Origin of the sequence: Pseudomonas sp. MH9.3, assembly GCF_034354675.1 — a bacterium.
Lineage (GTDB): Bacteria > Pseudomonadota > Gammaproteobacteria > Pseudomonadales > Pseudomonadaceae > Aquipseudomonas.
This window is the reverse complement of record NZ_CP133785.1, coordinates 3533375-3553766: the sequence shown is the minus strand read 5'-3', so window position 1 is coordinate 3553766 and position 20392 is coordinate 3533375. Positions and strand designations below refer to the sequence as shown.

The 20392-nt window shown below is 61.9% G+C and carries 21 protein-coding genes and 1 pseudogene; 6 read left to right on the top strand and 16 right to left on the bottom strand.

Features of this window, described 5'->3' with window-relative positions:
• Positions 1-21 precede the first annotated feature (21 nt).
• Together tagQ and RHM60_RS15830 are read left to right on the top strand one after the other, a co-directional pair.
• On the top strand, positions 22-951 hold the full coding sequence (gene tagQ, locus RHM60_RS15835) for a type VI secretion system-associated lipoprotein TagQ (RefSeq protein ID WP_231422303.1): 930 nt from the start codon (positions 22-24) through the stop codon (positions 949-951).
• A 124-nt stretch (positions 952-1075) separates the two neighbouring features.
• Positions 1076-1450, top strand: coding sequence for a hypothetical protein (locus RHM60_RS15830; RefSeq protein ID WP_057006710.1), 375 nt, complete (start codon positions 1076-1078; stop codon positions 1448-1450).
• Positions 1451-1580: 130 nt separating this feature from the next.
• On the opposite strand, the gene RHM60_RS15825 is transcribed toward RHM60_RS15830, so the two are convergent.
• The 6 genes from RHM60_RS15825 to exbB form a co-directional block, all read right to left on the bottom strand.
• A complete protein-coding gene (locus tag RHM60_RS15825) occupies positions 1581-2981 on the bottom strand; it encodes an aminoacyl-tRNA deacylase and HDOD domain-containing protein (RefSeq protein WP_231422304.1) in 1401 nt (466 codons plus the stop codon).
• 77 nt (positions 2982-3058) lie between these two features.
• Positions 3059-5134 carry an ATP-dependent DNA helicase RecG gene (recG, locus tag RHM60_RS15820; protein WP_209986479.1) on the bottom strand — a complete coding sequence of 692 codons (2076 nt, stop codon included), beginning with the start codon at positions 5132-5134 and terminating at the stop codon, positions 3059-3061.
• 8 nt (positions 5135-5142) lie between these two features.
• Complete coding sequence (locus RHM60_RS15815; protein ID WP_057006348.1) at positions 5143-6063, bottom strand: hydrogen peroxide-inducible genes activator; 921 nt, start codon at positions 6061-6063, stop codon at positions 5143-5145.
• Positions 6064-6215: 152 nt separating this feature from the next.
• Complete coding sequence (locus tag RHM60_RS15810; RefSeq protein ID WP_209986476.1) at positions 6216-6962, bottom strand: energy transducer TonB family protein; 747 nt, start codon at positions 6960-6962, stop codon at positions 6216-6218.
• Complete coding sequence (gene exbD, locus RHM60_RS15805; RefSeq protein ID WP_003231649.1) at positions 6959-7384, bottom strand: TonB system transport protein ExbD; 426 nt, start codon at positions 7382-7384, stop codon at positions 6959-6961. The genes RHM60_RS15810 and exbD overlap by 4 nt, the downstream gene beginning before the upstream one ends.
• Positions 7385-7390: 6 nt before the next feature.
• Entirely contained in the window at positions 7391-8362 is a 972-nt protein-coding gene (exbB, locus tag RHM60_RS15800; protein WP_322212183.1) for a tonB-system energizer ExbB, read from the bottom strand.
• Between the two features lie 194 nt (positions 8363-8556).
• On the opposite strand from exbB, the gene RHM60_RS15795 reads away from it, so the two are divergent.
• On the top strand, positions 8557-9408 hold the full coding sequence (locus tag RHM60_RS15795; RefSeq protein ID WP_209986471.1) for an SDR family oxidoreductase: 852 nt from the start codon (positions 8557-8559) through the stop codon (positions 9406-9408).
• Between the two features lie 130 nt (positions 9409-9538).
• On the opposite strand, the gene RHM60_RS15790 is transcribed toward RHM60_RS15795, so the two are convergent.
• From RHM60_RS15790 to RHM60_RS15765, 6 genes are all read right to left on the bottom strand, one after another.
• Entirely contained in the window at positions 9539-10279 is a 741-nt protein-coding gene (locus RHM60_RS15790) for a hypothetical protein (RefSeq protein ID WP_231422306.1), read from the bottom strand.
• 59 nt (positions 10280-10338) lie between these two features.
• Entirely contained in the window at positions 10339-10719 is a 381-nt protein-coding gene (locus RHM60_RS15785) for a RidA family protein (protein ID WP_003176922.1), read from the bottom strand.
• A 24-nt stretch (positions 10720-10743) separates the two neighbouring features.
• Positions 10744-12849: a bifunctional GTP diphosphokinase/guanosine-3',5'-bis pyrophosphate 3'-pyrophosphohydrolase gene (spoT, locus tag RHM60_RS15780; RefSeq protein ID WP_322212182.1), complete on the bottom strand. Its 2106-nt coding sequence runs from the start codon at positions 12847-12849 to the stop codon at positions 10744-10746.
• 60 nt (positions 12850-12909) lie between these two features.
• Positions 12910-13173, bottom strand: a complete 264-nt coding sequence (gene rpoZ, locus RHM60_RS15775; protein ID WP_003176920.1) for a DNA-directed RNA polymerase subunit omega — start codon at positions 13171-13173, stop codon at positions 12910-12912.
• Between the two features lie 167 nt (positions 13174-13340).
• Entirely contained in the window at positions 13341-13961 is a 621-nt protein-coding gene (gene gmk, locus RHM60_RS15770) for a guanylate kinase (RefSeq protein ID WP_209986464.1), read from the bottom strand.
• A gap of 10 nt (positions 13962-13971) precedes the next feature.
• Positions 13972-14835, bottom strand: coding sequence for a YicC/YloC family endoribonuclease (locus tag RHM60_RS15765; protein WP_209986461.1), 864 nt, complete (start codon positions 14833-14835; stop codon positions 13972-13974).
• Positions 14836-15018: 183 nt separating this feature from the next.
• Here RHM60_RS15765 and rph point away from each other — a divergent pair, with 183 nt between their 5' ends.
• Together rph and RHM60_RS15755 are read left to right on the top strand one after the other, a co-directional pair.
• A complete protein-coding gene (gene rph / locus RHM60_RS15760; RefSeq protein ID WP_003176917.1) occupies positions 15019-15741 on the top strand; it encodes a ribonuclease PH in 723 nt (240 codons plus the stop codon).
• A gap of 23 nt (positions 15742-15764) precedes the next feature.
• Entirely contained in the window at positions 15765-16133 is a 369-nt protein-coding gene (locus RHM60_RS15755; protein ID WP_209986459.1) for a DUF4870 domain-containing protein, read from the top strand.
• 57 nt (positions 16134-16190) lie between these two features.
• Here RHM60_RS15755 and RHM60_RS15750 read toward each other — a convergent pair whose 3' ends face one another.
• Positions 16191-16970, bottom strand: coding sequence for an exodeoxyribonuclease III (locus tag RHM60_RS15750; protein ID WP_003195493.1), 780 nt, complete (start codon positions 16968-16970; stop codon positions 16191-16193).
• Positions 16971-17052: 82 nt separating this feature from the next.
• Here RHM60_RS15750 and pyrE point away from each other — a divergent pair, with 82 nt between their 5' ends.
• The gene (gene pyrE, locus RHM60_RS15745; protein WP_003195489.1) at positions 17053-17697 is read left to right on the top strand and encodes an orotate phosphoribosyltransferase; all 645 of its coding nucleotides are present in this window, start codon (positions 17053-17055) and stop codon (positions 17695-17697) included.
• Between the two features lie 135 nt (positions 17698-17832).
• Here the strand turns inward: pyrE and argB are convergent, their stop codons facing one another.
• The 3 genes and pseudogenes from argB to RHM60_RS15730 form a co-directional block, all read right to left on the bottom strand.
• Positions 17833-18738 (bottom strand): acetylglutamate kinase, encoded by a 906-nt coding sequence (gene argB / locus RHM60_RS15740; RefSeq protein ID WP_209986455.1) that lies wholly within the window; start codon positions 18736-18738, stop codon positions 17833-17835.
• Positions 18739-18758: 20 nt separating this feature from the next.
• Positions 18759-20174: pseudogene (locus RHM60_RS15735) on the bottom strand (phosphomannomutase/phosphoglucomutase); the annotation flags it as partial.
• On the bottom strand, positions 20153-20353 hold the full coding sequence (locus tag RHM60_RS15730; RefSeq protein WP_209986449.1) for a hypothetical protein: 201 nt from the start codon (positions 20351-20353) through the stop codon (positions 20153-20155). The gene RHM60_RS15730 and the pseudogene RHM60_RS15735, both read right to left, overlap by 22 nt.
• Positions 20354-20392 lie beyond the last annotated feature (39 nt).

Genomic DNA, 20392 nt, shown 5'->3' with positions numbered 1-20392 from the left:
ACTTAAAAGAGAACACAACCTATGCTTTTTTCCCGTAAGGCGGTCTCCAAGCGTCACCTGCTGCTGATCGCGGCCGGTTTCAGCACAGTCCTCACCGGTTGCGCCACGTCGCCGGCCGGCAAAGTCGCGTCCACCACCAAGGTCGAGTACTACCCCAACTGCTACGAGCCGGTGCAGCACTTGCGTGCCACCGACTCGAATATGACGCGGTCAGTCGTTACCGGTGCAGCCATCGGCGCCGCCGGCGGTGCACTGCTGGGCGCCCTGACCGGCGACAAGGAAAAGCGTGGTCGTAACGCCGCCATCGGCGCAGCGGGTGGCGCCCTGGCCGGGGGCGCAGCGGGTTACTACACCGAGCGCCAGAAGCAGATCAGCGATGACAACCAGCGCATCGCGTCGTACTCGACCGACTTCAACAAAAGCGCCGCCGACATCGACCGCAGCACCGCCTATGCCAAGGCTTCGCAACAGTGCTACCAGAGCGCATTCACCAAGCTGGTGGCCGACCGCAAGGCCAAGACCGTCAACGACACCGAAGGCCGCAAGCGCCTGGCGGAAATCGTCTCGGGCCTGAAGGAATCCAATGACCTGATCGTTGCGGTCAACGGCAAGGCCAGTGAAGACCTGAACAACTACACCCAGGCCTACGAAAAAGACCTGCAGCAAGTGGGAGTGCAGCGTAACGACGTGGTGACGGTGGCGACCGCCGATACGACGGCCCCTGCGGCGGCCTCAGGCAAGAAAAAAACCGGCGGCAAAGCCGTGACCAAGCGTCCTCCGCTGCCGGTGGTGCCGAAGGAAGCCGTGACCACCGAGAAGAGCATCCAGTCCGTGCAGACCAAGCAGGCTGAAAGCAAGCAGGTGGCCAACGCCGGTAAAACCCAGATTGAAGGCACATGCCGCGATCCGAACCTGGCCGATTGGGCACCAGTGCCTTGCCCGGCTGTTTAAGCAACATGCTGCTATAAGCGTCAAACGCCAGCCGATCTTCCGCTATTGCGGCAGATCGGTGGCGTTCTTTTGGCAAATCGTTAAACTGCTGCGGCCACTCAATAATTACACCGAGGCCGTGTGCATGAAATTTCGTCTCCTGCTGTGGGTGCTGGGCCTGATGATGGGCAAAGCCAGCCGCACCAATCCTGCCTTCCAGCAACAGCTGGGCGATAAAGACCTGGCCTTCCAGTTGCAAACCCTCGACGGCAAGGTTGCCCGTCACTTCATCGTCAAAGACCAGCGCATCACCAGCCGCTCGGGCGTGCACCCCGCGCCGGCGTTTGCGATTGCGTTCAAGGATGCCGCCTACGGCTTTGCCACGATGCAGGCGAAGAACAAGCAGCTGGCGTTTATGACGGGGATTCAGGACAAGTCGATCCAGATCAAGGGCAACCCGGCGCTGGTGATCTGGTTTCAGGGGCTGACCAAGTATTTGAGGCCGAAGAAAAAGAAGTAGGGTTTCGGACAGATCGAGTTGAATTCATCGCAGGCAAGCCAGCTCCCACAGGGGGCCGTATTCCAAAGCTGGAACCCGGTCGACTGTGGGAGGGGGCTTGCTCCCGATAGCTATCTGAAAGTCGGCAGAGTTATCCCTGGCTGAACTGGGATGCCAGCTCACGCAGCAGCACCTCGGCATCCAGCACCTTGCCCACCACCTCTTCCGCCTTTTCGCGGCTCAGCCCGAGCCGCGCCAGCAGCGCATCCGGAATCGCTTCATCCGGCCCGGAGCCTACGCCCCGGCTGCGCAGCAGGCGCACGGCCAGGCACACCAGATTCGGGTATTCGGCGTACTGACCGTCATAGGCTGGATCGTGCTGAAAGCGCAGCGCGGTGGACAGTTCGTCCGGCATGTCCCAGAAGCGCATCAGCCAGGCGCCGATCTGTTCGCGGCTGATGCCCAGCAAGTGTTGCTCCACATAGCTGTGGCACAGGTGCGGGTTGACTTCCAGGTGCCGGCAGATCAGTGAGAAATGCGGCGGGAACACGTGCGCCAGCAGCAGGTAACCGAAGTTGTGCAGCAGGCCGGCCAGATACGTCAGGCCGGCTTCCGGTCGCTGGGCGCGCGGCATGGCGCGGGTCAGACCTTCGATGACGGCGGCGGTGTAGATCGACTGGTGCCAGTACGGCGTGGCCTGGTGTGGGTTGTCTTTGGGCAGGCTGAGGGTCTTGCCCAGGGCCAGGCCCAGCGCCAGGTTGATCACCAGGTCAAAGCCCAGCACGCGCACGATGGCGTCTTCCACCGAGCGAATCTTGCCCGGCGAGGCGTAGTACGGCGACGCGGCCCAACTGACGACCTGGGCGGCCAGGGCCGGGTCGGTTTCGACTACGCCGGTGATGTCATCAATGGTTGCATTGGGGTCGACACGCAGCTTGATGATCTTCTGCGCGGTGTCGGCCAGCGGCGGGATTTCGATGGTCGCTTCCAGGCGTTGCTGGATACGGCGGGCGGTGAACGCCTGCATCGCCTGGGTGATTTCCTCGCGGTCGTCATTGGGGCGGTCGAGGTTGGGACGGATATTGCGCAGCGGCTCGCCGAACTGCGCGGCGCTGGCTTTGGTCAGCAGGGTCTTGAAGGCGTCGGTGGGGATGTCCAGCAGCAGACCGGCTTCGCCCGAATGCACCAGCAGGCTGGGCTCATTCAGCAGGCTGCCTTCATACAGGCACGGCGAACTGGTCAGTGGCGGCAGGCCCGGCAGCAGGTTCAGGTCGTGTTTGCTGAGCATGCGTTTGACGCGGTCCGGCGCTACGGCCGTAAGGCGCCGGCCGGTGAGTTCGGCGAGGCGGTTGAGGTCGAGCAACTGGTTCTGGGGGAACAGCACCATCAGGGCGCCTACCGCGTCTTCCAACAAGACTGCCTGGACCTTTCGCGCTGGGTTCAGGCCCGCGTGTTCGGCGACTTCCGTGTAGGGGATGGCGAGTTTTGCGAGCAGCGCCTGAATAACCGACGGGGCGGTCAGTGGGGCGGAGGCGAGGGCGACTTCTGACATGGCCTGATCCAAATTCGTACAGTCACCGAAGTATAACCAGCTTGTTACGGGTGAGGGTTGGATAACTGCGCCAGCCGTTACACTTGGCCGTATTGCTGCCCATGCCGCAACCAGCGATCCAGCAGCGGGCTGACGTGCTCGGGCCAGCGCTCCAGCAGCGCTTGCGCCGCATCGCGCACGGCGGGCAGCAAGTCGGCGTCGCGCATCAGGTCGGCGACCTTGAATTGCAGCAGGCCGGTCTGGCGGGTGCCGAGCATTTCGCCGGGACCGCGCAGTTCGAGGTCTTTTTCGGCAATCACAAAACCGTCGTTGGTCTCGCGCATGATCCCCAGGCGCTGGCGGCCGATCTGCGACAGCGGCGGGTGGTACAGCAGCACGCAATGGCTGGCGGCGCTGCCGCGGCCCACGCGTCCGCGCAGCTGGTGCAGTTGCGCCAGGCCCAGGCGTTCGGGGTTTTCGATGATCATCAGGCTGGCGTTGGGCACGTCCACACCCACCTCGATCACGGTGGTGGCGACCAGCAGTTGCAGGTTGCCGGCCTTGAACTCAGCCATGACCGCGGCCTTTTCCACAGGCTTCATGCGCCCGTGGATCAGCCCGACCTTGAGCTCACCGAGGGCGCTGGTGAGGTCCTCGAAGGTGGTTTCGGCGGCCTGGCAGGTCAGCTCTTCGGACTCTTCAATCAGCGTGCACACCCAATAGGCCTGGCGCCCTTCGGCGCAGGCGCCGCGCACGCGTTCGATCACTTCGACGCGCCGCGTGTCGGTGACCAGCACGGTGTTGACCGGCGTACGGCCGGGCGGCAGTTCGTCGAGGATCGAGGTGTCGAGGTCGGCGTAGGCGCTCATGGCCAGCGTGCGTGGAATCGGCGTGGCGGTCATGATCAACTGGTGCGGGTTCATGCGCCCGCCCACGCCTTTCTGACGCAGTGCCAGGCGTTGCTGCACGCCGAAGCGGTGTTGTTCGTCGATGATCACCAGGGCGAGGTTCTTGAACTGCACTTCGTCCTGGAACAGCGCGTGGGTGCCGACCACCATCGGGGCGCCATTGGCAATCTGCTCCAGCGCGGCTGCGCGCACCTTGCCCTTGAGCTTGCCGGCCAGCCAGGCAACTTCCAGGCCCAGGGGTTCGAGCCAGCGCTTGAAGGTAATGAAGTGTTGTTCGGCGAGGATCTCGGTGGGCGCCATCAGCGCCACCTGATAACCGGCTTCCAACGCCTGCAGGGCGGCGAGGGCGGCGACCACGGTCTTGCCCGCGCCCACGTCACCCTGGATCAGGCGCAGCATGGGTTCGTGCTGGCTGAGGTCGTAGGCGATTTCATTGCCCACGCGCTGTTGCGCACCGGTCGGCGCAAAGCCCAGGTTGGCCAGGTATTGCGCAGGCAGGCGCGTGGCCTTGGGCATCGCCGGCGCGCGCAGGGAGCGCATGCTTTCGCGCAGGCGTTGCTGGGACAGCTGGTGGGTCAGCAGCTCTTCAAAGGCCAGGCGATGCTGGGCCCAGTGGTGGCCGAGGGCGAGTTCGTCGACATCGGCATCGGCCGGTGGGTGATGCAGGTAGCGAATCGCATCGGCCAATGGCGCCAGTTGATAGTCGCGGGCCAGCTCCAGGGGCAGCCAGTCGGGCAAGCTCTGGGGGCCGAGCATCGTCAGCGTCTGCATGCACAACTGGCGCAGGCGCTGTTGGGTGAGGCCTTCGGTGAGCGGGTAGATGGGCGTGAGGGTGGTGTCCACCGGCGGTGGTTCGTCGCCGGTAATGGCGCGGTATTCCGGGTGATAGATTTCCAGCCCGGAGGCGCCAGGGCGCGCTTCGCCGTAGCAGCGCACGCGGGTGCCGCGCTTGAGGCCTTCCTTTTGTGCATTGCTGAAGTGATAGAAGCGCAGGCTCAGGCCGCCAGTGCCGTCCTGCAGGCGCACCACCAGGCTGCGGCGCTTGCCCATCACCACATCGGCGCCGCTGACGGTGCCTTCGACCACCGCGTCCTGCCCGGGGCGCAGGTGGCCGATGGGCACGACGCGGGTGCGGTCCTGATAACGCAGGGGCAGGTGGAACAGCACATCCTGGAGGTTTTCCAGGCCGACCTTGGCCAGTTTCTCGGCCATGGCCTCACCGACACCCTTGAGTGCCGTCACCGACACCTGCGACAGCTCAGTCATACGTCTGCTTAGCTCGCCGCGGGCGGCTTGGCCACCGAACACAGGCGGATCGAGTCGGCGAGGATCTCAATGGCCTTTGGCCGTGGGAAGCTGGCACGCCAGGCGATCGCCACGGTGCGGAACGGCACCGGCGGCGTGAGTGGACGCACTTCGATCACACCGGGGGCGTAGTGATGGCTGTCCACCGCCGACAGCGGCAGGATCGAGATACCCAGGCCGGACGCGACCATATGGCGAATGGTCTCCAGGGAGCTGGATTCAACGGTGGTGTGCTTGGCGCCGTCGTTGCCCTTGGTCAGGGTCGGGCAGGCCTCGAGCACCTGATCGCGGAAGCAGTGGCCTTCGCCGAGCAGCAACAGGCTCTTGTCGTTGAGCAGGCCGGCGTCGATGGTGGCCTTCTGCGTCCAGGGGTGGGAAGCCGGCATCAGCACATAGAACGGCTCGTCGTAGAGCGGCAGGGTCAGTACATCGGCTTCATTGAACGGCAGGGCGATGATGATCGCGTCCAGCTCGCCGTTGCGCAGTTTGTCGCGCAGCACGTGGGTGAAGTTTTCTTCGATGTACAGCGGCATCTGCGGCGCGACGCGGTGCAGTTGCGGAATCAGGTGGGGGAACAGGTACGGGCCGACGGTGTAGATGGCGCCGACCTTGAGCGGTGCGGTCAGCTGGTTCTTGCCGGCCTGGGCCAGTTCGCGAATGCTTTGCGCCTGCTCCAGCACCTTCTGGGCCTGGGCGACGATGCCTTCGCCTACCGGCGTGAGGCGCACGGCGCTTTTGCTGCGCTCGAAAATCAGCACACCGAGTTCGTCTTCAAGCTTTTTCACGCCCACCGACAGCGTCGGCTGGCTGACGTGGCAACGCTCGGCCGCATGGCCGAAGTGTTGCTCCTGGGCGAGGGTCACGATGTAGCGTAATTCTGTAAGAGTCATAGCGGGCGTCCATGAAGTTGCGGGCCAAGCATACCGACTGCAATCGATAGACGCACGTTATCAGAAGTTTGTTGGGGATTGAGCGAGGACTGTCAGAGATGTGCTGAAAAACAATGTGGGAGGGAGCAAGCCCCCTCCCACAGAAGCATCGCTTACCGGCGACGCTTTTCGATGTTGTAGACAAACGGCGCGACGATTTCGACGCTACCGCCTTTCAACATGTCGGCCGGCGGTTTGGGCAGCGGCTGGGCACGACGGATCATGTCCAGGGTCGCGCGGTCCAGATCGGCGTTGCCGGAGCGGCCTACCAACTCATAGGACAGCACGTTGCCTTCGCCATCGACCACGAAGCGCAAGCGGTTCAGGCCTTCCTTGCCACGGGCCTGGGCGCCTGGCGGGTACTTCTTGTACTTCTGCAAATGCGCCAGCAGTGTGCCTTCCCAGGAAGCCTTGGCCGCCAACTGTTGCGGCGATGGGCCGGGTGTGGGCTGCGCCGATTTTTCAACCGGGGCGTTGTTCTGCGGCGCGTCACTCGGCGGCTGATCGGAAGGTTTCTCCTTGGGCGGCTCGGGCTTTTTCTCCACCGGCTTGGGCGGCTGCGGTTTGGGTTTGGGCTTGACCGGCTTGGGCACCTGGATGGTCGGCTTGGGCGCTTCGGCCAGTTTCGGCAGCGGCGGTTCTTCCACCGGTGCCGGTGGCGGCGTTACCACTTTTGGCGGTGCCGGTGGTGGCGGCGGCGCAGGCGCAGGCGCCAGGTCGATGACCATGGCTGCTGGCGGCAGCACTACCGTACGCGGGGCCGACCAATGGAGCGCGATGGCAATCGCGACGGCATGCACGCCCAGTACGACGGCGAGGCTGGTGCCATAACGCGTCAGTTTGTGGCGCGTCGTGATCATTTTTTGGCTGCCGTCTCAAGTCCGACCAGACCTACCTTGAGGTAGCCGGCTGCCCGCAGGGCATCCATCACGCTCATCAAGTCGCCGTAGTCCACGCCCTTGTCGGCCTGGAAGAAGATCGTCGTATCTTTCTTGCCCTGGGTCTTGGCGTCGAGCACCGGTCCCAGGGACTCAGGCTTGACCTCTTCTTCGCCCAGGAACAGACGCTGGTCTGCCTTGACGCTGAGGAAAATCGGCTTCTCCGGACGCGGTGCCGGCTTGGCGCTGGACGCGGGCAGGTCAACCTTGATATCCACGGTGGCCAGAGGCGCCGCGACCATGAAGATGATCAGCAGCACCAGCATCACGTCGATAAACGGCGTGACGTTGATTTCGTGGTTTTCGACGAGCTCGTCGTCGCCTTGATTCAAATGCAGGCCCATGGCCGATTACCCCACTTTTACCATCTGCGGTTGCGAGCTGCGCTCGGGAGGCAGGTGATCGAGGTCGCGGCTGACCAGCAGCAGGACTTCTGCCGATGCGTCCGATACCTGGGCCTTGTAGCCGGCAATCGAACGGGCGAAGACGTTGTAGATCACCACCGCAGGGATTGCCGCAACCAGGCCCAGGGCCGTGGCCAGCAGGGCTTCGGCGATGCCGGGGGCAACGACGGCGAGGTTGGTGGTCTGGGTTTTGGCGATGCCGATGAAGCTGTTCATGATGCCCCACACGGTGCCGAACAGGCCGACGAAGGGCGCGGTGGAACCGATGGTCGCCAGCACGCCGGTGCCGCTGCTCATGTTGCGGCCGCAGGCAGCTACCAGGCGCTCGAGGCGGAAGGCCACGCGTTCCTTGATGCCTTCTTTTTCGCGGGCGTTGGCTGACAGGCGCATTTCTTCGAGCGCGTCGTGCACCAGCGTGTTGGCCAGGGTGCCCTTCCTGGTCGCCGTTTCACTGGCTTCCTTGAGGGTGGTGGCTTTTTTCAGGTGGACGATTTCAGTGCGCAGACGACGTTTGGCACCCAGCAGCTCGAAGCCTTTGGCGATCCAGATGGTCCAGGTAATGATGGAGGCGATGGCCAGGCCGATCATCACGGCCTTCACCACTACGTCGGCGTTCTGGTACATGCCCCATGGGGACAGGTCGTGGGCCATGCCCAGGGTGTTGTCTTCTTCCAGTACGACGCCGGTGCCATCGGCGGGGGCTGGCGCAGCAGGGTCGGTTGCTGCCGGCGCGGCGGCGGGTGCGGCCGGGTTCGCGGCATTTTGCTCGGCAGCGGCGGGCGCTGCGGGAGCGCTGGCATCAGCGAATGCGGCGGTCGGTGCCAGCATTACGCTGAACAGCAACGCAGCAATCGCGCGCCAGGCGCGGGATGGGCTGTGCAGCTTGGTTGGCGAAGCGGGGGTTGTAATACGTGTCATGCTGGCCGGACCTGATGAGAAGAAAAAATGGAGTGATCGTCCTTCCAGACCCGTCGCGGGCCGAGGACAAATGGGCGGTCATTATTGCAAGTAATTCTTGTTAACTAAAGTGCCAGTGTTACTTTATTTCTATTTTTACTGGCCGCTGAACCCCGAGCGCAGCTAACCTGCGCCTTTGAGAATGGAGTTTTGTGATGTCTGCGCCTTCTGTTGTGATTGCCGGTTGCGGCGATGTGGGTAGTCGGCTGGCTAGCCAATTGCTGGCCTCGGGATGGGAGGTTCATGGTCTGCGGCGCGATATTTCGCGCCTGCCCGAGGGCGTCATTGGCATCGCCGGCGATCTGTTCAAAAAGGATTGTCCGGACACCTGGCCGATTGGCGGGGTGGATTACCTGGTGTACTGCGCCGCCGCGACCGACCACGACGAGGCCGGCTATCGTGCGGCTTACGTGCACGGTTTGCAGCATGTGCTGGAGTGGCTGGATGACTATGGCCAGCAGCCCAGGCATCTGCTGTTTGTCTCCAGCAGCAGCGTTTACGGTCAGCAGCATGGTGAGTGGGTCGACGAAACGTCCGACACCCAGGCGCAGGGCTATTCCGGTCAGGTGATGCTGGAAGCCGAGCAGGTGGCACTCAACAGCGCCATCCCGGCGAGCGTCGTGCGCTTGACCGGCATTTATGGCCCGGGCCGTGAGTGGCTGCTGACTCAGGTGCGCAAAGGTTATCGCGTGGCGACTGATCCACCTTTATATGGCAACCGCATCCACGCGGACGACGCGGCCGGTTTGCTGGCGTTTTTATTGCGCCATGTGGAGCAGGGCGGTTCGCTGGACAAGGTCTATATCGGCGTGGACAACGAGCCTGCGCCGCTGGCCGATGTGGTGGGCTGGTTGCGTGAGTATCTGGGAGTGACCGAGTGGTCCGAGGACGCCAGTGTGCGGCGCGCGGGCAGCAAGCGGTGCAGCAATAAGCGGGTCAAGGCGTTGGGATGGGAGCCGACCTACCCGACTTATCGTGAAGGTTATGCCGCGATCCTCAAAGGCTGAAAAACACGGTCAAAAAATGTGGGAGGGGGCTTGCTTCCGATGGCAGTGTGTCAGTCAAACCATCTGTGACTGATACACCGCTATCGGGAGCAAGCCCCCTCCCACATGTTGATTCGAGCTTTGGTGCTTGTTACTTTTCAAGCAACCATTGACGAGGGCCAGGGGTAAACGACGGCACTTCGTCCGCCTGTGCAGTATTCACCGCCTGAAAAATCTCCAGCTGCTTGCCCTTGCGCGCAAAAATCCACGGGTTGCCCTGGCCGTTCAGTTGTAGCCAGATGCTGTCGTAGCCGCCGCTCATTGAGGCGCAGTCGCCTGCCAGGCACAGCGAGTAGCGATCTACGCCGGGCAAGCCGGCGACCTTGCCGTCCGCCTGGAACTGCACCGTGGCGCCGTCGCCGAAGCCGTCGGTGATTTTCCAGTCGCCGCCCATATAGGCCCCGTACAGGGCGCGTTCGAAGTTGGCGCCCAGTGGCGCGCCTTCCGGCGCAGGGTCCTTGGCGCGGGCAAACAGCTGCTCGGGCTCGTTGTCATTGGCCACTTGCAGCAGTTGCCGGCCTTTGCGCTTGAGTTCGGTGGCGGAGCTGCCGTAGAAGTCCACGCTCCAGGCGCCGGATTTCTCGCCGGTCAGCTTGCCTTCGGCCACTTCAAAGCCGTTGTAATAACGCGCCTGCGCGGCCTTGGTGTTGACCTCCCATTCGAGGTTCGGGCCAAAGCGTTGCAATGCTTCACGCAAAGGACCGCCCTTGGCTGCCGCGTCGATGGCGACCTGATTGATCCAGGTGCCGCTTACATCCCGGTCGGCAGGGTTGCTGGCACAGCCGCCGAGCAACAGGGCGAGCAACGAAGAGGCTACAAGCGCTTTGCGCATCATGAAATCCTTCTGAAACAAAGTCGGCGCGGCCTCTTGAGAAGGCTGCGCCGGGTGTTTTATTCGATGACCAGGATCGCGTCCATTTCGACCTGTGCGCCCTTTGGCAGAGCAGCAACGCCGATGGCCGCGCGTGCCGGGTAGGGCTGTTCGAAATATTTGCCCATGATCTCGTTGACCTTGGCGAAGTGGCTCAGGTCGGTAAGGAAGATGTTCAGTTTGACGATGTCCTTGAACGAACCGCCTGCAGCTTCGGCCACGGACTTGAGGTTTTCGAACACCTGTACGGTCTGTGCTTCGAAGCCTTCAACCAGTTCCATGGTCTTTGGGTCCAGCGGGATCTGACCCGACATGTAGACGGTATTGCCCGCCTTGATCGCCTGGGAGTAGGTACCGATGGCGGCCGGGGCTTTGTCGCTGGTGATTACGGTCTTGGTCATGTGTGACTCCTTGTTAGAGGTGGGTTAGGCACGCATACGGGTGATGCGGATAACCCCGATCAAAGCGCGCAGCTTTTTGATCACGCGGGCCAGGTGCGCGCGGTCGTGCACGCTGACCACCAGCTGGACCACGCTGATACGGCCATCGCGCTCGTCCATGCTGATTTTTTCGATATTGCCGTCGGCCGCGTTGACGCTGCTGGCCAGCAGGGCGATCAGGCCACGCTGGTGTTCCAGCTCCACGCGCAGCTCGACATTGAATTCGCCGGTGACATCCTTGGCCCACGAGAGCTGGATGCATTTTTCCGGATTGTGGCGGATTTCGGTGATGTTGCGGCAGTTGTCCAGGTGCACCACCATGCCCTTGCCTGCCGACAGATGCCCGACAATCGGGTCGCCCGGGATCGGTGTGCAGCACTTGGCATAGCTGAGCACCAGGCCCTCGGTGCCGCGAATCGCCAGCGGGCCTTCCGGACTCGGCAGTTGTTCGCCTTCGCCGAGCAGGCGACGCGCCACCACATAGGCCATGCGATTGCCCAGGCCGATGTCTTCCAGCAGGTCTTCGATGGTTTCCTGGCGATACTCGTGGAGCATCGCTTTCACACGCTCCTGCGCGATCTTGTCCAGAGCACTGTCGAAACCGTTGAGCACCTTGTTCAGCAAGCGTTCGCCCAGGCTGATCGATTCGGAACGGCGCTGCAGTTTCAGCGCATGGCGGATGTGCGTGCGTGCCTTGCCGGTGACCACGAAATTGAGCCAGGCGGGGTTCGGGCGGGCGCCCGGTGCGCTGACGATCTCCACCGTGGAGCCACTTTGCAGCGGCTCGGACAGCGGCGCGAGACGGCGATTGATCCGACAGGCAATGCAACTGTTGCCGACGTCGGTGTGCACCGCGTAGGCAAAATCGACCGCCGTGGAGCCTTTGGGCAGCTCCATGATGCGGCCTTTGGGCGTGAACACGTAGACCTCGTCCGGGAACAGGTCGATCTTCACGCTTTCGATGAATTCCAGGGAGTTGCCGGCCCGTTGCTGCATTTCGAGCACGCCCTTGACCCACTGGCGGGCGCGGGCATGGGTGCCTTTGGGCTGCTCGTCGCCGCTGGATTTGTACAGCCAGTGGGCGGCGATGCCGTTATTGGCCATTTCTTCCATTTCGCGGGTGCGGATCTGGATCTCGATCGGCACGCCATGCATACCGAACAACGTGGTATGCAGCGATTGGTAGCCGTTGGCCTTGGGAATTGCGATGTAGTCCTTGAAGCGGCCCGGCAGGGGTTTGTACAAATTATGTACAGCGCCGAGCACGCGGTAGCAGGTGTCGACCTTGTCAACGATGATGCGGAACGCGTACACGTCCATGATCTCGTTGAAGGCCCGACGCTTGCCGCGCATCTTCTTGTAGATGCCGTAGATGTGCTTTTGCCGCCCGCTGACCTCGCCCTCGATTTCGTCGATTGCCAGGCAATGGCTGAGGGACTCTTCGATCTTGTTGACGATTTCCTTGCGGTTGCCCCGGGCGCGCTTGACCGCCTGGTAGATGCGTGCCGAACGCATCGGGTGCATGGCCTTGAAGCCGAGGTCTTCGAATTCGATACGAATGGCGTGCATGCCCAGCCGGTTGGCGATGGGCGCGTAGATTTCCAGGGTTTCCTTGGCGATGCGCCGGCGTTTTTCGCCGGACAGCACTTCCAGCGTGCGCATGTTGTGCAGCCGGTCGGCCAGCTTCACCAGGATGACCCGAATGTCGCGGGCCATGGCCATGGCCATTTTCTGAAAGTTCTCCGCCTGGGCTTCGGCCTTGGTCTCGAAGTTCATCTGGGTCAGTTTGCTGACCCCGTCGACCAGTTCGGCCACGGTTTCGCCAAATTGCGCATTGAGCGCTTCCTTGGCAATGCCGGTGTCTTCGATCACGTCATGCAGCATCGCGGCCATCAGGCTCTGATGGTCCATGTGCATGTCGGCAAGAATATTTGCCACCGCAAGAGGATGGGTGACATACGCCTCGCCACTGCGGCGGCGTTGGCCGTCGTGGGCTTGTTCGGCGTAGAAATACGCCCGGCGGACCAGGTTGACCTGGTCTGGACCGAGGTAGGCCGATAAGCGATCGGCGAGGGCGTCTATGCTCGGCAAAGTGTGAACTCCTGCCGAAGGCTGTGACCCCGCGCCGTGCTACGTCGACCAGGCATAGGCTTAGACGGCCTCGTTGGACTCGTCCTCGAACGCTGCGAACAGCGGTTCGTCTTCAACGATTTCGGCGTTGGCGATGAACTCGTAGCTCATCAGGCCTTCGGCGATTTCGCGCAGGGCTACAACGGTGGGCTTGTCGTTTTCCCACTGGACCAGAGGCTCTTTGCCGCCAGTGGCCAGTTGACGGGCACGCTTGGTAGAGAGCATGACCAGCTCAAAACGGTTATCCACGTGTTCTAGGCAGTCTTCAACGGTTACGCGGGCCATGGTATTCCTCGGAGCGAATGCAAGATGCGCGCTGCCCGGCTGGGCGAGCGGACTGAGCAGTTTAAAAAAACACCAGCGTTTAGGGAAGCGCTGATTTTCGCGACACCTTCGCAAAACCGCTGCAAGTGCCAATGTAAGGCCCTTGCGGCGGTTTTGGGAAGCGTCAATCAGCCGAGCAGTTCGGCCAGTAACTTGCCGAAACGTTGCTGCTGGCGCTTTTGCTGGAGCTGATTGGCACGGAAAATCGCCTTCAAGTCGTCCAGCGCGTGGGCAAAATCGTCATTGATGATCAGGTAGTCGTAGTCGACGTAGTGGCTCATTTCGCTGACGGCTTCGCGCATGCGGCCTTCGATGATCGCGTCGCTGTCCTGGCCACGGTTGGTCAGGCGCTGGTGCAAGGCTTCGAGCGAGGGCGGCAGAATGAAGATCGAACGTGCCTTGGGCATCAATTGGCGTACTTGCTCGGCGCCCTGCCAGTCGATTTCCAGGATCAGGTCATGGCCTTCGTCCAGGGTCTGCTGCAGGTGACTTTGCGAGGTGCCGTAGAGGTTGCCGAACACTTCGGCGCGCTCCAGAAAGTCGCCGTGTTCGATCATCCTGACGAACTCGGTACGCTCGACGAAGTGATAGTGCACGCCGTTCACTTCGCCCGGGCGCATGGCGCGGGTGGTGTGCGAGACCGAAATGCGGATCTGCTGGTCAGCGTCGGTCAAGGCTTTGACCAGGCTGCTCTTGCCCGCGCCCGAAGGGGCGGAAATGATGTAAAGGGTGCCGGTGCTGTGGGTCATGAAGGTTGCCTTACTCAATATTCTGTACTTGTTCGCGCATCTGCTCGATCAACACTTTGAGGTTGACCGCGGCGGTGGTGCTGCGCGGGTCAAACGCCTTGGAGCCGAGTGTATTGGCTTCGCGGTTGAGTTCCTGCATCAGGAAGTCCAGGCGCCGACCGGCGGCGCCGCCGGACTTGAGCACGCGGCGCACTTCGAGGATGTGGGTGCTGAGACGGTCGAGTTCTTCGGCGACGTCGCTTTTCTGCGCCAGCAGCACCATTTCCTGCTCCAGGCGCACGGGGTCGAGGTCGGCCTTCATGTCGGTGAAGCGGTCGAGCACCTTCTGGCGCTGGGTGGCGAGCATCTGCGGCACCAACTCGCGCAGGATGATCACGTCGGCTTCGATGGAGGTCAGGCGCTCGCTGATCAACCGCGCCAGCTCGGCGCCTTCGCGTTCGCGGCCGGCCTTGAGCTCCTTCAAGCCCTGGGTGAACAGCGCGAGGGCTTGGGCGTTGAGGGCCTGCGGGTCACTGGCGTCGGCCACCAGCACGCCGGGCCAGGCCAATACTTCAAGCGGGTTCAATGCCGCCGGCTGCTTGATCAGGCCGGCGATGGTTTCGGCGGCGGCGACCAGTTGCGCGGCGCGCTCGCGGTCCACTTGCAGCGGCTTGCCGGTGGTTTCTTCGGTAAAACGCAGGGTGCATTCCAGCTTGCCCCGGGAGATGCCCTGGCGCAGGGCTTCACGCACGGCGCCTTCGAGGTCGCGGAACGATTCCGGCAGACGCAGGTGCGGCTCCAGGTAGCGGCTGTTGACCGAGCGCAGCTCCCAGCTCAGGGTGCCCTGGGCGCCGGCTTGTTCGACGCGGGCGAAGGCGGTCATGCTGTGCACCATGGAGGTACCTCGCGTTGCAGCCCGCACACACGGGCTGATGGTTAAGAAGGCGCAGGATTGTAGCGCAGTGGGGCGGATGCGCCCAAACCCGAGCATTCGTAACCGGATTTTAAGAAGTGCCCCGAATCGGTTCGCGGCTCTATAATGCTCGGCAGTTTTTCGTCCTCAGTACAGGAATTCCCTATGAAACGTCCAAGTGGTCGCGCTGCCGATCAGCTCCGCTCGATCCGCATCACCCGCAACTACACCAAACACGCCGAGGGATCCGTACTGGTCGAGTTTGGCGATACCAAGGTGATCTGCACCGTCAGCGTCGAGAACGGCGTGCCGCGTTTCCTCAAGGGCCAGGGCCAGGGCTGGTTGACCGCCGAGTACGGCATGCTGCCGCGCGCTACCGGCGAGCGTAACCAGCGTGAAGCCAGCCGTGGCAAGCAGGGCGGCCGTACCCTGGAAATCCAGCGCCTGATCGGCCGCTCCCTGCGCGCGGCCCTGGACATGTCCAAGCTGGGCGATGTGACCCTGTACGTCGACTGCGACGTGATCCAGGCCGACGGCGGTACGCGCACCGCGTCCATCACCGGCGCCATGGTGGCCCTGGTGGATGCGCTCAAAGTCATCAAGAAGCGCGGTGGCCTCAAGGGCGGTGACCCGCTCAAGCAGATGATCGCCGCCGTGTCGGTGGGCATGTACCAGGGCGAGCCTGTGCTGGACCTGGACTACCTGGAAGACTCGGCCGCCGAGACCGACCTCAACGTGGTGATGACCAGTACCGGTGGCTTTATCGAAGTACAGGGCACCGCTGAAGGCGCGCCATTCCAGCCGGCCGAACTGAATGCCATGCTGGCCCTGGCCCAGAAAGGCATGACCGAGATTTTCGCACTGCAGAACGCCGCCCTGGCTGACTGAAATCCGCCTCAAGGAGAAGCGCCATGAATGACCAGCAACTACCGGTGCCCACGCCTTCGTACGAAGTGCGCCAAGCAGCAATGTTGTGCCATCTCGCGGCGTTTCTGGGGTTCGTTTTCCCCTTCGGCAGCGTCGTGGGGCCGCTGATCCTGTGGCAGATGAAGAAGGAAGTGGACCCGTTCATTGATGATCAGGGCAAGGAAGCCTTGAATTTCCAGATCACCGTGGCCATCGCCTGGATCGTCTGCATCGTGCTGGCGTTTGCAGTCATCGGGTTTTTCCTGATGACCGCCCTGGCCATCGCCAGCGTGGTGCTGACAATCATCGGTTCGATCAAGGCCAACAAGGGCATCGCTTATCGCTATCCCTTGACCTGGCGACTGGTCAAATAATGAGCGCCCACAAAAAAACCGACAGCGATGTCGGTTTTTTTGTGCCTGGAAAAGACCTCAGATGGTCAGGGTCCAGTCGTAGTCCACGATCAGCGGCGCATGCTGCGAGAAGCGCGGCTGACGGGGCAGGCGTGCGCTGCGAACGAACCGACGCAGCCCCGGGGTCAGCAACTGGTAGTCGAAACGCCAGCCCAGGTTGAGCATCTCGGCCTGTTCGTTATCCGGCCACCAGCTGTACTGGTCGCCTTCACGGCTGACTTCGCGCAGGGCATCCACATAGCCCATGTTGCCGACAATCTCGTCCATCCAGGCCCGTTCCGGCGCCAGGAAACCCGGGGATTGCTGGCTGTCGCGCCAGTTCTTGATATCCAGCTTCTGTTGCGCCACGTACAGCGAGCCACAGTAAATGTACTCGCGACGTTTGCGTCGCTGTTTATCCAGATAACGGGCGAAATCGTCCATTAGCTTGAACTTCTGGTTCAAGTCTTCATCGCCGTTCTGCCCCGAAGGGAGCAGCAAGGTCGCGATGCTGACCTTGTCGAAATCGGCTTGCAGGTAGCGCCCGTAGCGGTCGGCTGTCTCAAAGCCCAGGCCGCTGATGACCGCCTTGGGTTGCAACCGCGAGTACAAAGCCACGCCACCTTGGGTGGGCACTTCGGCATCGCAGGCATAAAGGAAGTAGCCATCCAGTTGGAAGGCTGGGTCGTCCAGTTCAAAGGCGGAGGCGCGGGTGTCCTGCAGGCAGATGACGTCGGCATTCTGTGCTTGCAGCCAACTGAGCAAACCACGCTCGACTGCAGCCTGAATACCATTGACGTTCACACTGATGATCCGCATAAATGGCCCCAAAAATCGCGTGCGTGTATGATACACGCCGTCTACCTAATTAGCTAAATCCGTGGTATCTGAGGCTTTTTTCATGCAGGCGTATCAACGCGATTTCATTCGTTTTGCCATCGATCGCGGCGTTTTGCGCTTCGGTGAGTTCACCCTGAAGTCCGGGCGCACCAGCCCCTACTTCTTCAATGCAGGCTTGTTCAACTCGGGTTCGGCCCTGGCTCAGTTGGGTCGTTTCTATGCGGCGGCCATCGTTGAAAGCGGGATTTCCTTTGACGTGCTGTTCGGCCCGGCCTACAAGGGCATCCCCCTGGCCGCCGCGACCGCTGTGGCCCTCGCCGAACACCACGGACAGGATCTGCCTTGGTGTTTCAACCGCAAGGAAGCCAAAGCCCACGGTGAAGGTGGCAGCCTGGTGGGCGCACCGCTGACCGGCGACGTGCTGATCATCGACGACGTGATCACCGCCGGCACCGCAATCCGCGAAGTGATGCAGATCATCGCTTCCCAGGACGGCGCCAAAGCCGCCGGCGTGCTCATCGCGCTGAACCGCCAGGAGCGCGGCAACGGCGAGTTGTCGGCCATCCAGGAAGTGGAGCGCGATTTCGGTATTCCGGTGGTGAGCATCGTGTCGCTGAACCAGGTGTTGCAGTTCCTGGAAGATGATCCGCAGCTCAAGCAGCATTTGCCGGCGGTGCGTGCATACCGCGAGCAATTCGGCGTCTGACACCGATAGCTCTGTATCAGAAAGACAATGTGGGAGGGGGCTTGCTCCCGATGGCGGTGTATCAGTCAACATCTTCGGTGACTGACCCATCGCCATCGGGAGCAAGCCCCTCCCACATTTTGATTACGGCGTTGTTCAGGGACGCTTGCGATTACTGATCAGGGTGCCCACACCGGTATCGGTGAAGATTTCCAGCAGGATCGCATTCGGCACGCGGCCATCCAGGATCAGCGAGCTGCCAACGCCGCCCTGCACGGCTTCCAGCGCACAACGAATCTTCGGCAGCATGCCGCCGTAGATGGTGCCGTCGGCGATCAGATCGTCTACCTGTTGCGTGGTCAGACCGGTCAGCACCTTGCCTTCCTTATCCATCAAGCCGGCGATGTTGGTCAGCAGCATCAGCTTTTCAGCCTTCAACGCTTCAGCCACCTTGCCCGCCACCAGGTCGGCGTTGATGTTGTAGGACTCACCGTTTGCGCCCACGCCGATGGGCGCGATCACCGGGATAAAATCGCCCTTGACCAGCAGGTTCAGCAAATCGGTGTTGATGCCGATCACTTCGCCCACCTGGCCGATGTCGATGATTTCCGGTTGAGTCATCTCCGGCGTCTGCCGGGTCACGGTCATTTTTTTTGCCCGGATCAGCTCCGCGTCTTTACCGGTCAGGCCGATGGCGCTGCCGCCGTGGCGGTTGATCAGGTTGACGATGTCCTTGTTGACCTGGCCGCCAAGGACCATCTCCACCACGTCCATGGTCTGCGCGTCAGTGACGCGCATGCCATCGATGAAATGACTCTCGATCGACAAGCGCTTGAGCAGGTCGCCGATCTGCGGGCCGCCGCCGTGTACCACCACCGGGTTGATGCCCACGGCCTTCATCATCACGATGTCGCGGGCAAAGCCGGTTTTCAGCTCCTCGCTTTCCATGGCATTGCCGCCGTATTTGATCACCAGCGTCTTGCCGACGTAGCGTCGAATGTAGGGCAACGCTTCGGACAGGACCTTGGCGGTATTGGCAGCGGCTTCGCGTTCGAGGGTCATTCAGGGCTCCGGGCAAAAAATCAGAACGGTAATTGGAGATCAGGGGCAACACGTTTCAACTGGGCGTGGAACACGTCCTTGATGCGCTGCAACTCAGCCTCGGTATCCGCCTCGAAACGCAGGACCAGCACCGGCGTGGTGTTGGACGCGCGAACCAGGCCCCAGCCTTTGGCGTAATCGACTCGCACACCATCAATGGTGGTCAGGTTGGCACCTTCGCCCCATTGTGCATCGTGCAATGTGTCAATGATGCTGAATTTGCTCTCCTCGGTCACATGGATATTGATCTCTGGCGTGGAAATATCATTCGGGAAGGTCTGAAACAGCTCTTCGCAGGTGGATTTTTCCTTGCTGAGGATCTCCAGCAGACGCGCAGCGCTGTAGATGCCGTCGTCGAACCCGAACCAGCGCTCCTTGAAGAACACATGACCACTCATTTCGCCGGCGAGCAGAGCGCCGGTTTCCTTCATTTTCTTTTTGATCAACGAATGACCGGTCTTCCACATTAGCGGACGACCGCCGTACTCCTTGATCAACGGCGTCAGGCGGCGGGTGCATTTGACGTCGAAGATGATCTCGGCGCCAGGGTTGCGCGCCACTACGTCGCGGGCGAACAGCATCAGCAGGCGGTCCGGAAACACGATCTCGCCGGTTTCAGTCACCACACCGACACGGTCGCCGTCACCGTCAAAGGCCAGGCCTACATCGGCGCCGACTTCCTTGACCTTGGCGATCAGGTCCACCAGGTTTTCAGGCTTGCCCGGGTCCGGGTGATGGTTGGGGAAGTGGCCATCGACGTCGCAGAACAGCGGGATCACTTCGCAGTTCAGCGCTTCGAGCAGTTGCGGGGCGATTACGCCGGCCGCGCCGTTGCCGCAGTCCACCACCACCTTGAGGCGGCGTGCGAGTTTGACGTCACGGGTGATTTCATCGGAGTAGCGCTGCAGGATGTCGACCCGGGTGATGCTGCCCTGGCCGCTGGTCAGGTCATTGGTCTTCAGGCGCGTGTGCAGGGCCTGGATCTGTTCGTTGGCCAGGGTGTCGCCGGCAATGACAATCTTGAAGCCGTTGTAGTCGGACGGGTTGTGGCTGCCGGTCAGCATCACGCCGGATTTGCCGGCCAGTACGTTGGCCGCGTAGTACAGCGCTGGCGTGGGCACCAGGCCGACGTCACTCACATGACAGCCGCTGTCGGCCAGGCCCTGGATCAGCTGCTCCACCAGCTCCGGGCCGGACAAGCGTCCATCGCGGCCTACCGACACGTTCGGCTCGCCCTGGGCCAGGCTCTGGGCGCCGATGGCGCGGCCGATCCAATAGGCGGTTTCGGCGGTCAGGGTCTTGGGCACAACGCCACGAATGTCGTAGGCGCGGAAGATGCTGTCGGGAAAGCTCGGGGCGACGCGGGGTGCGGTACTCATCGCGGGGGGAATCTCCATTGGAAAGGGGCAAGGCTGGCCTTTAACTGACTGACCGGCAGGCTCAAACTGAAGGGTATGACGGCGTTTTCGGCGGGGAGTTCGTAGTGCAAAAAGGCCATCGGCGCGTCGGTGCCTGCCTTGTTAAAGCGTAATGCTTTGATTTTGCTGTGAAAATCTCGCTGATTAAAACCGCGCATTCTTCTTCCTGAAAAGCCATGCGGTGGCGTCTGGCCGGA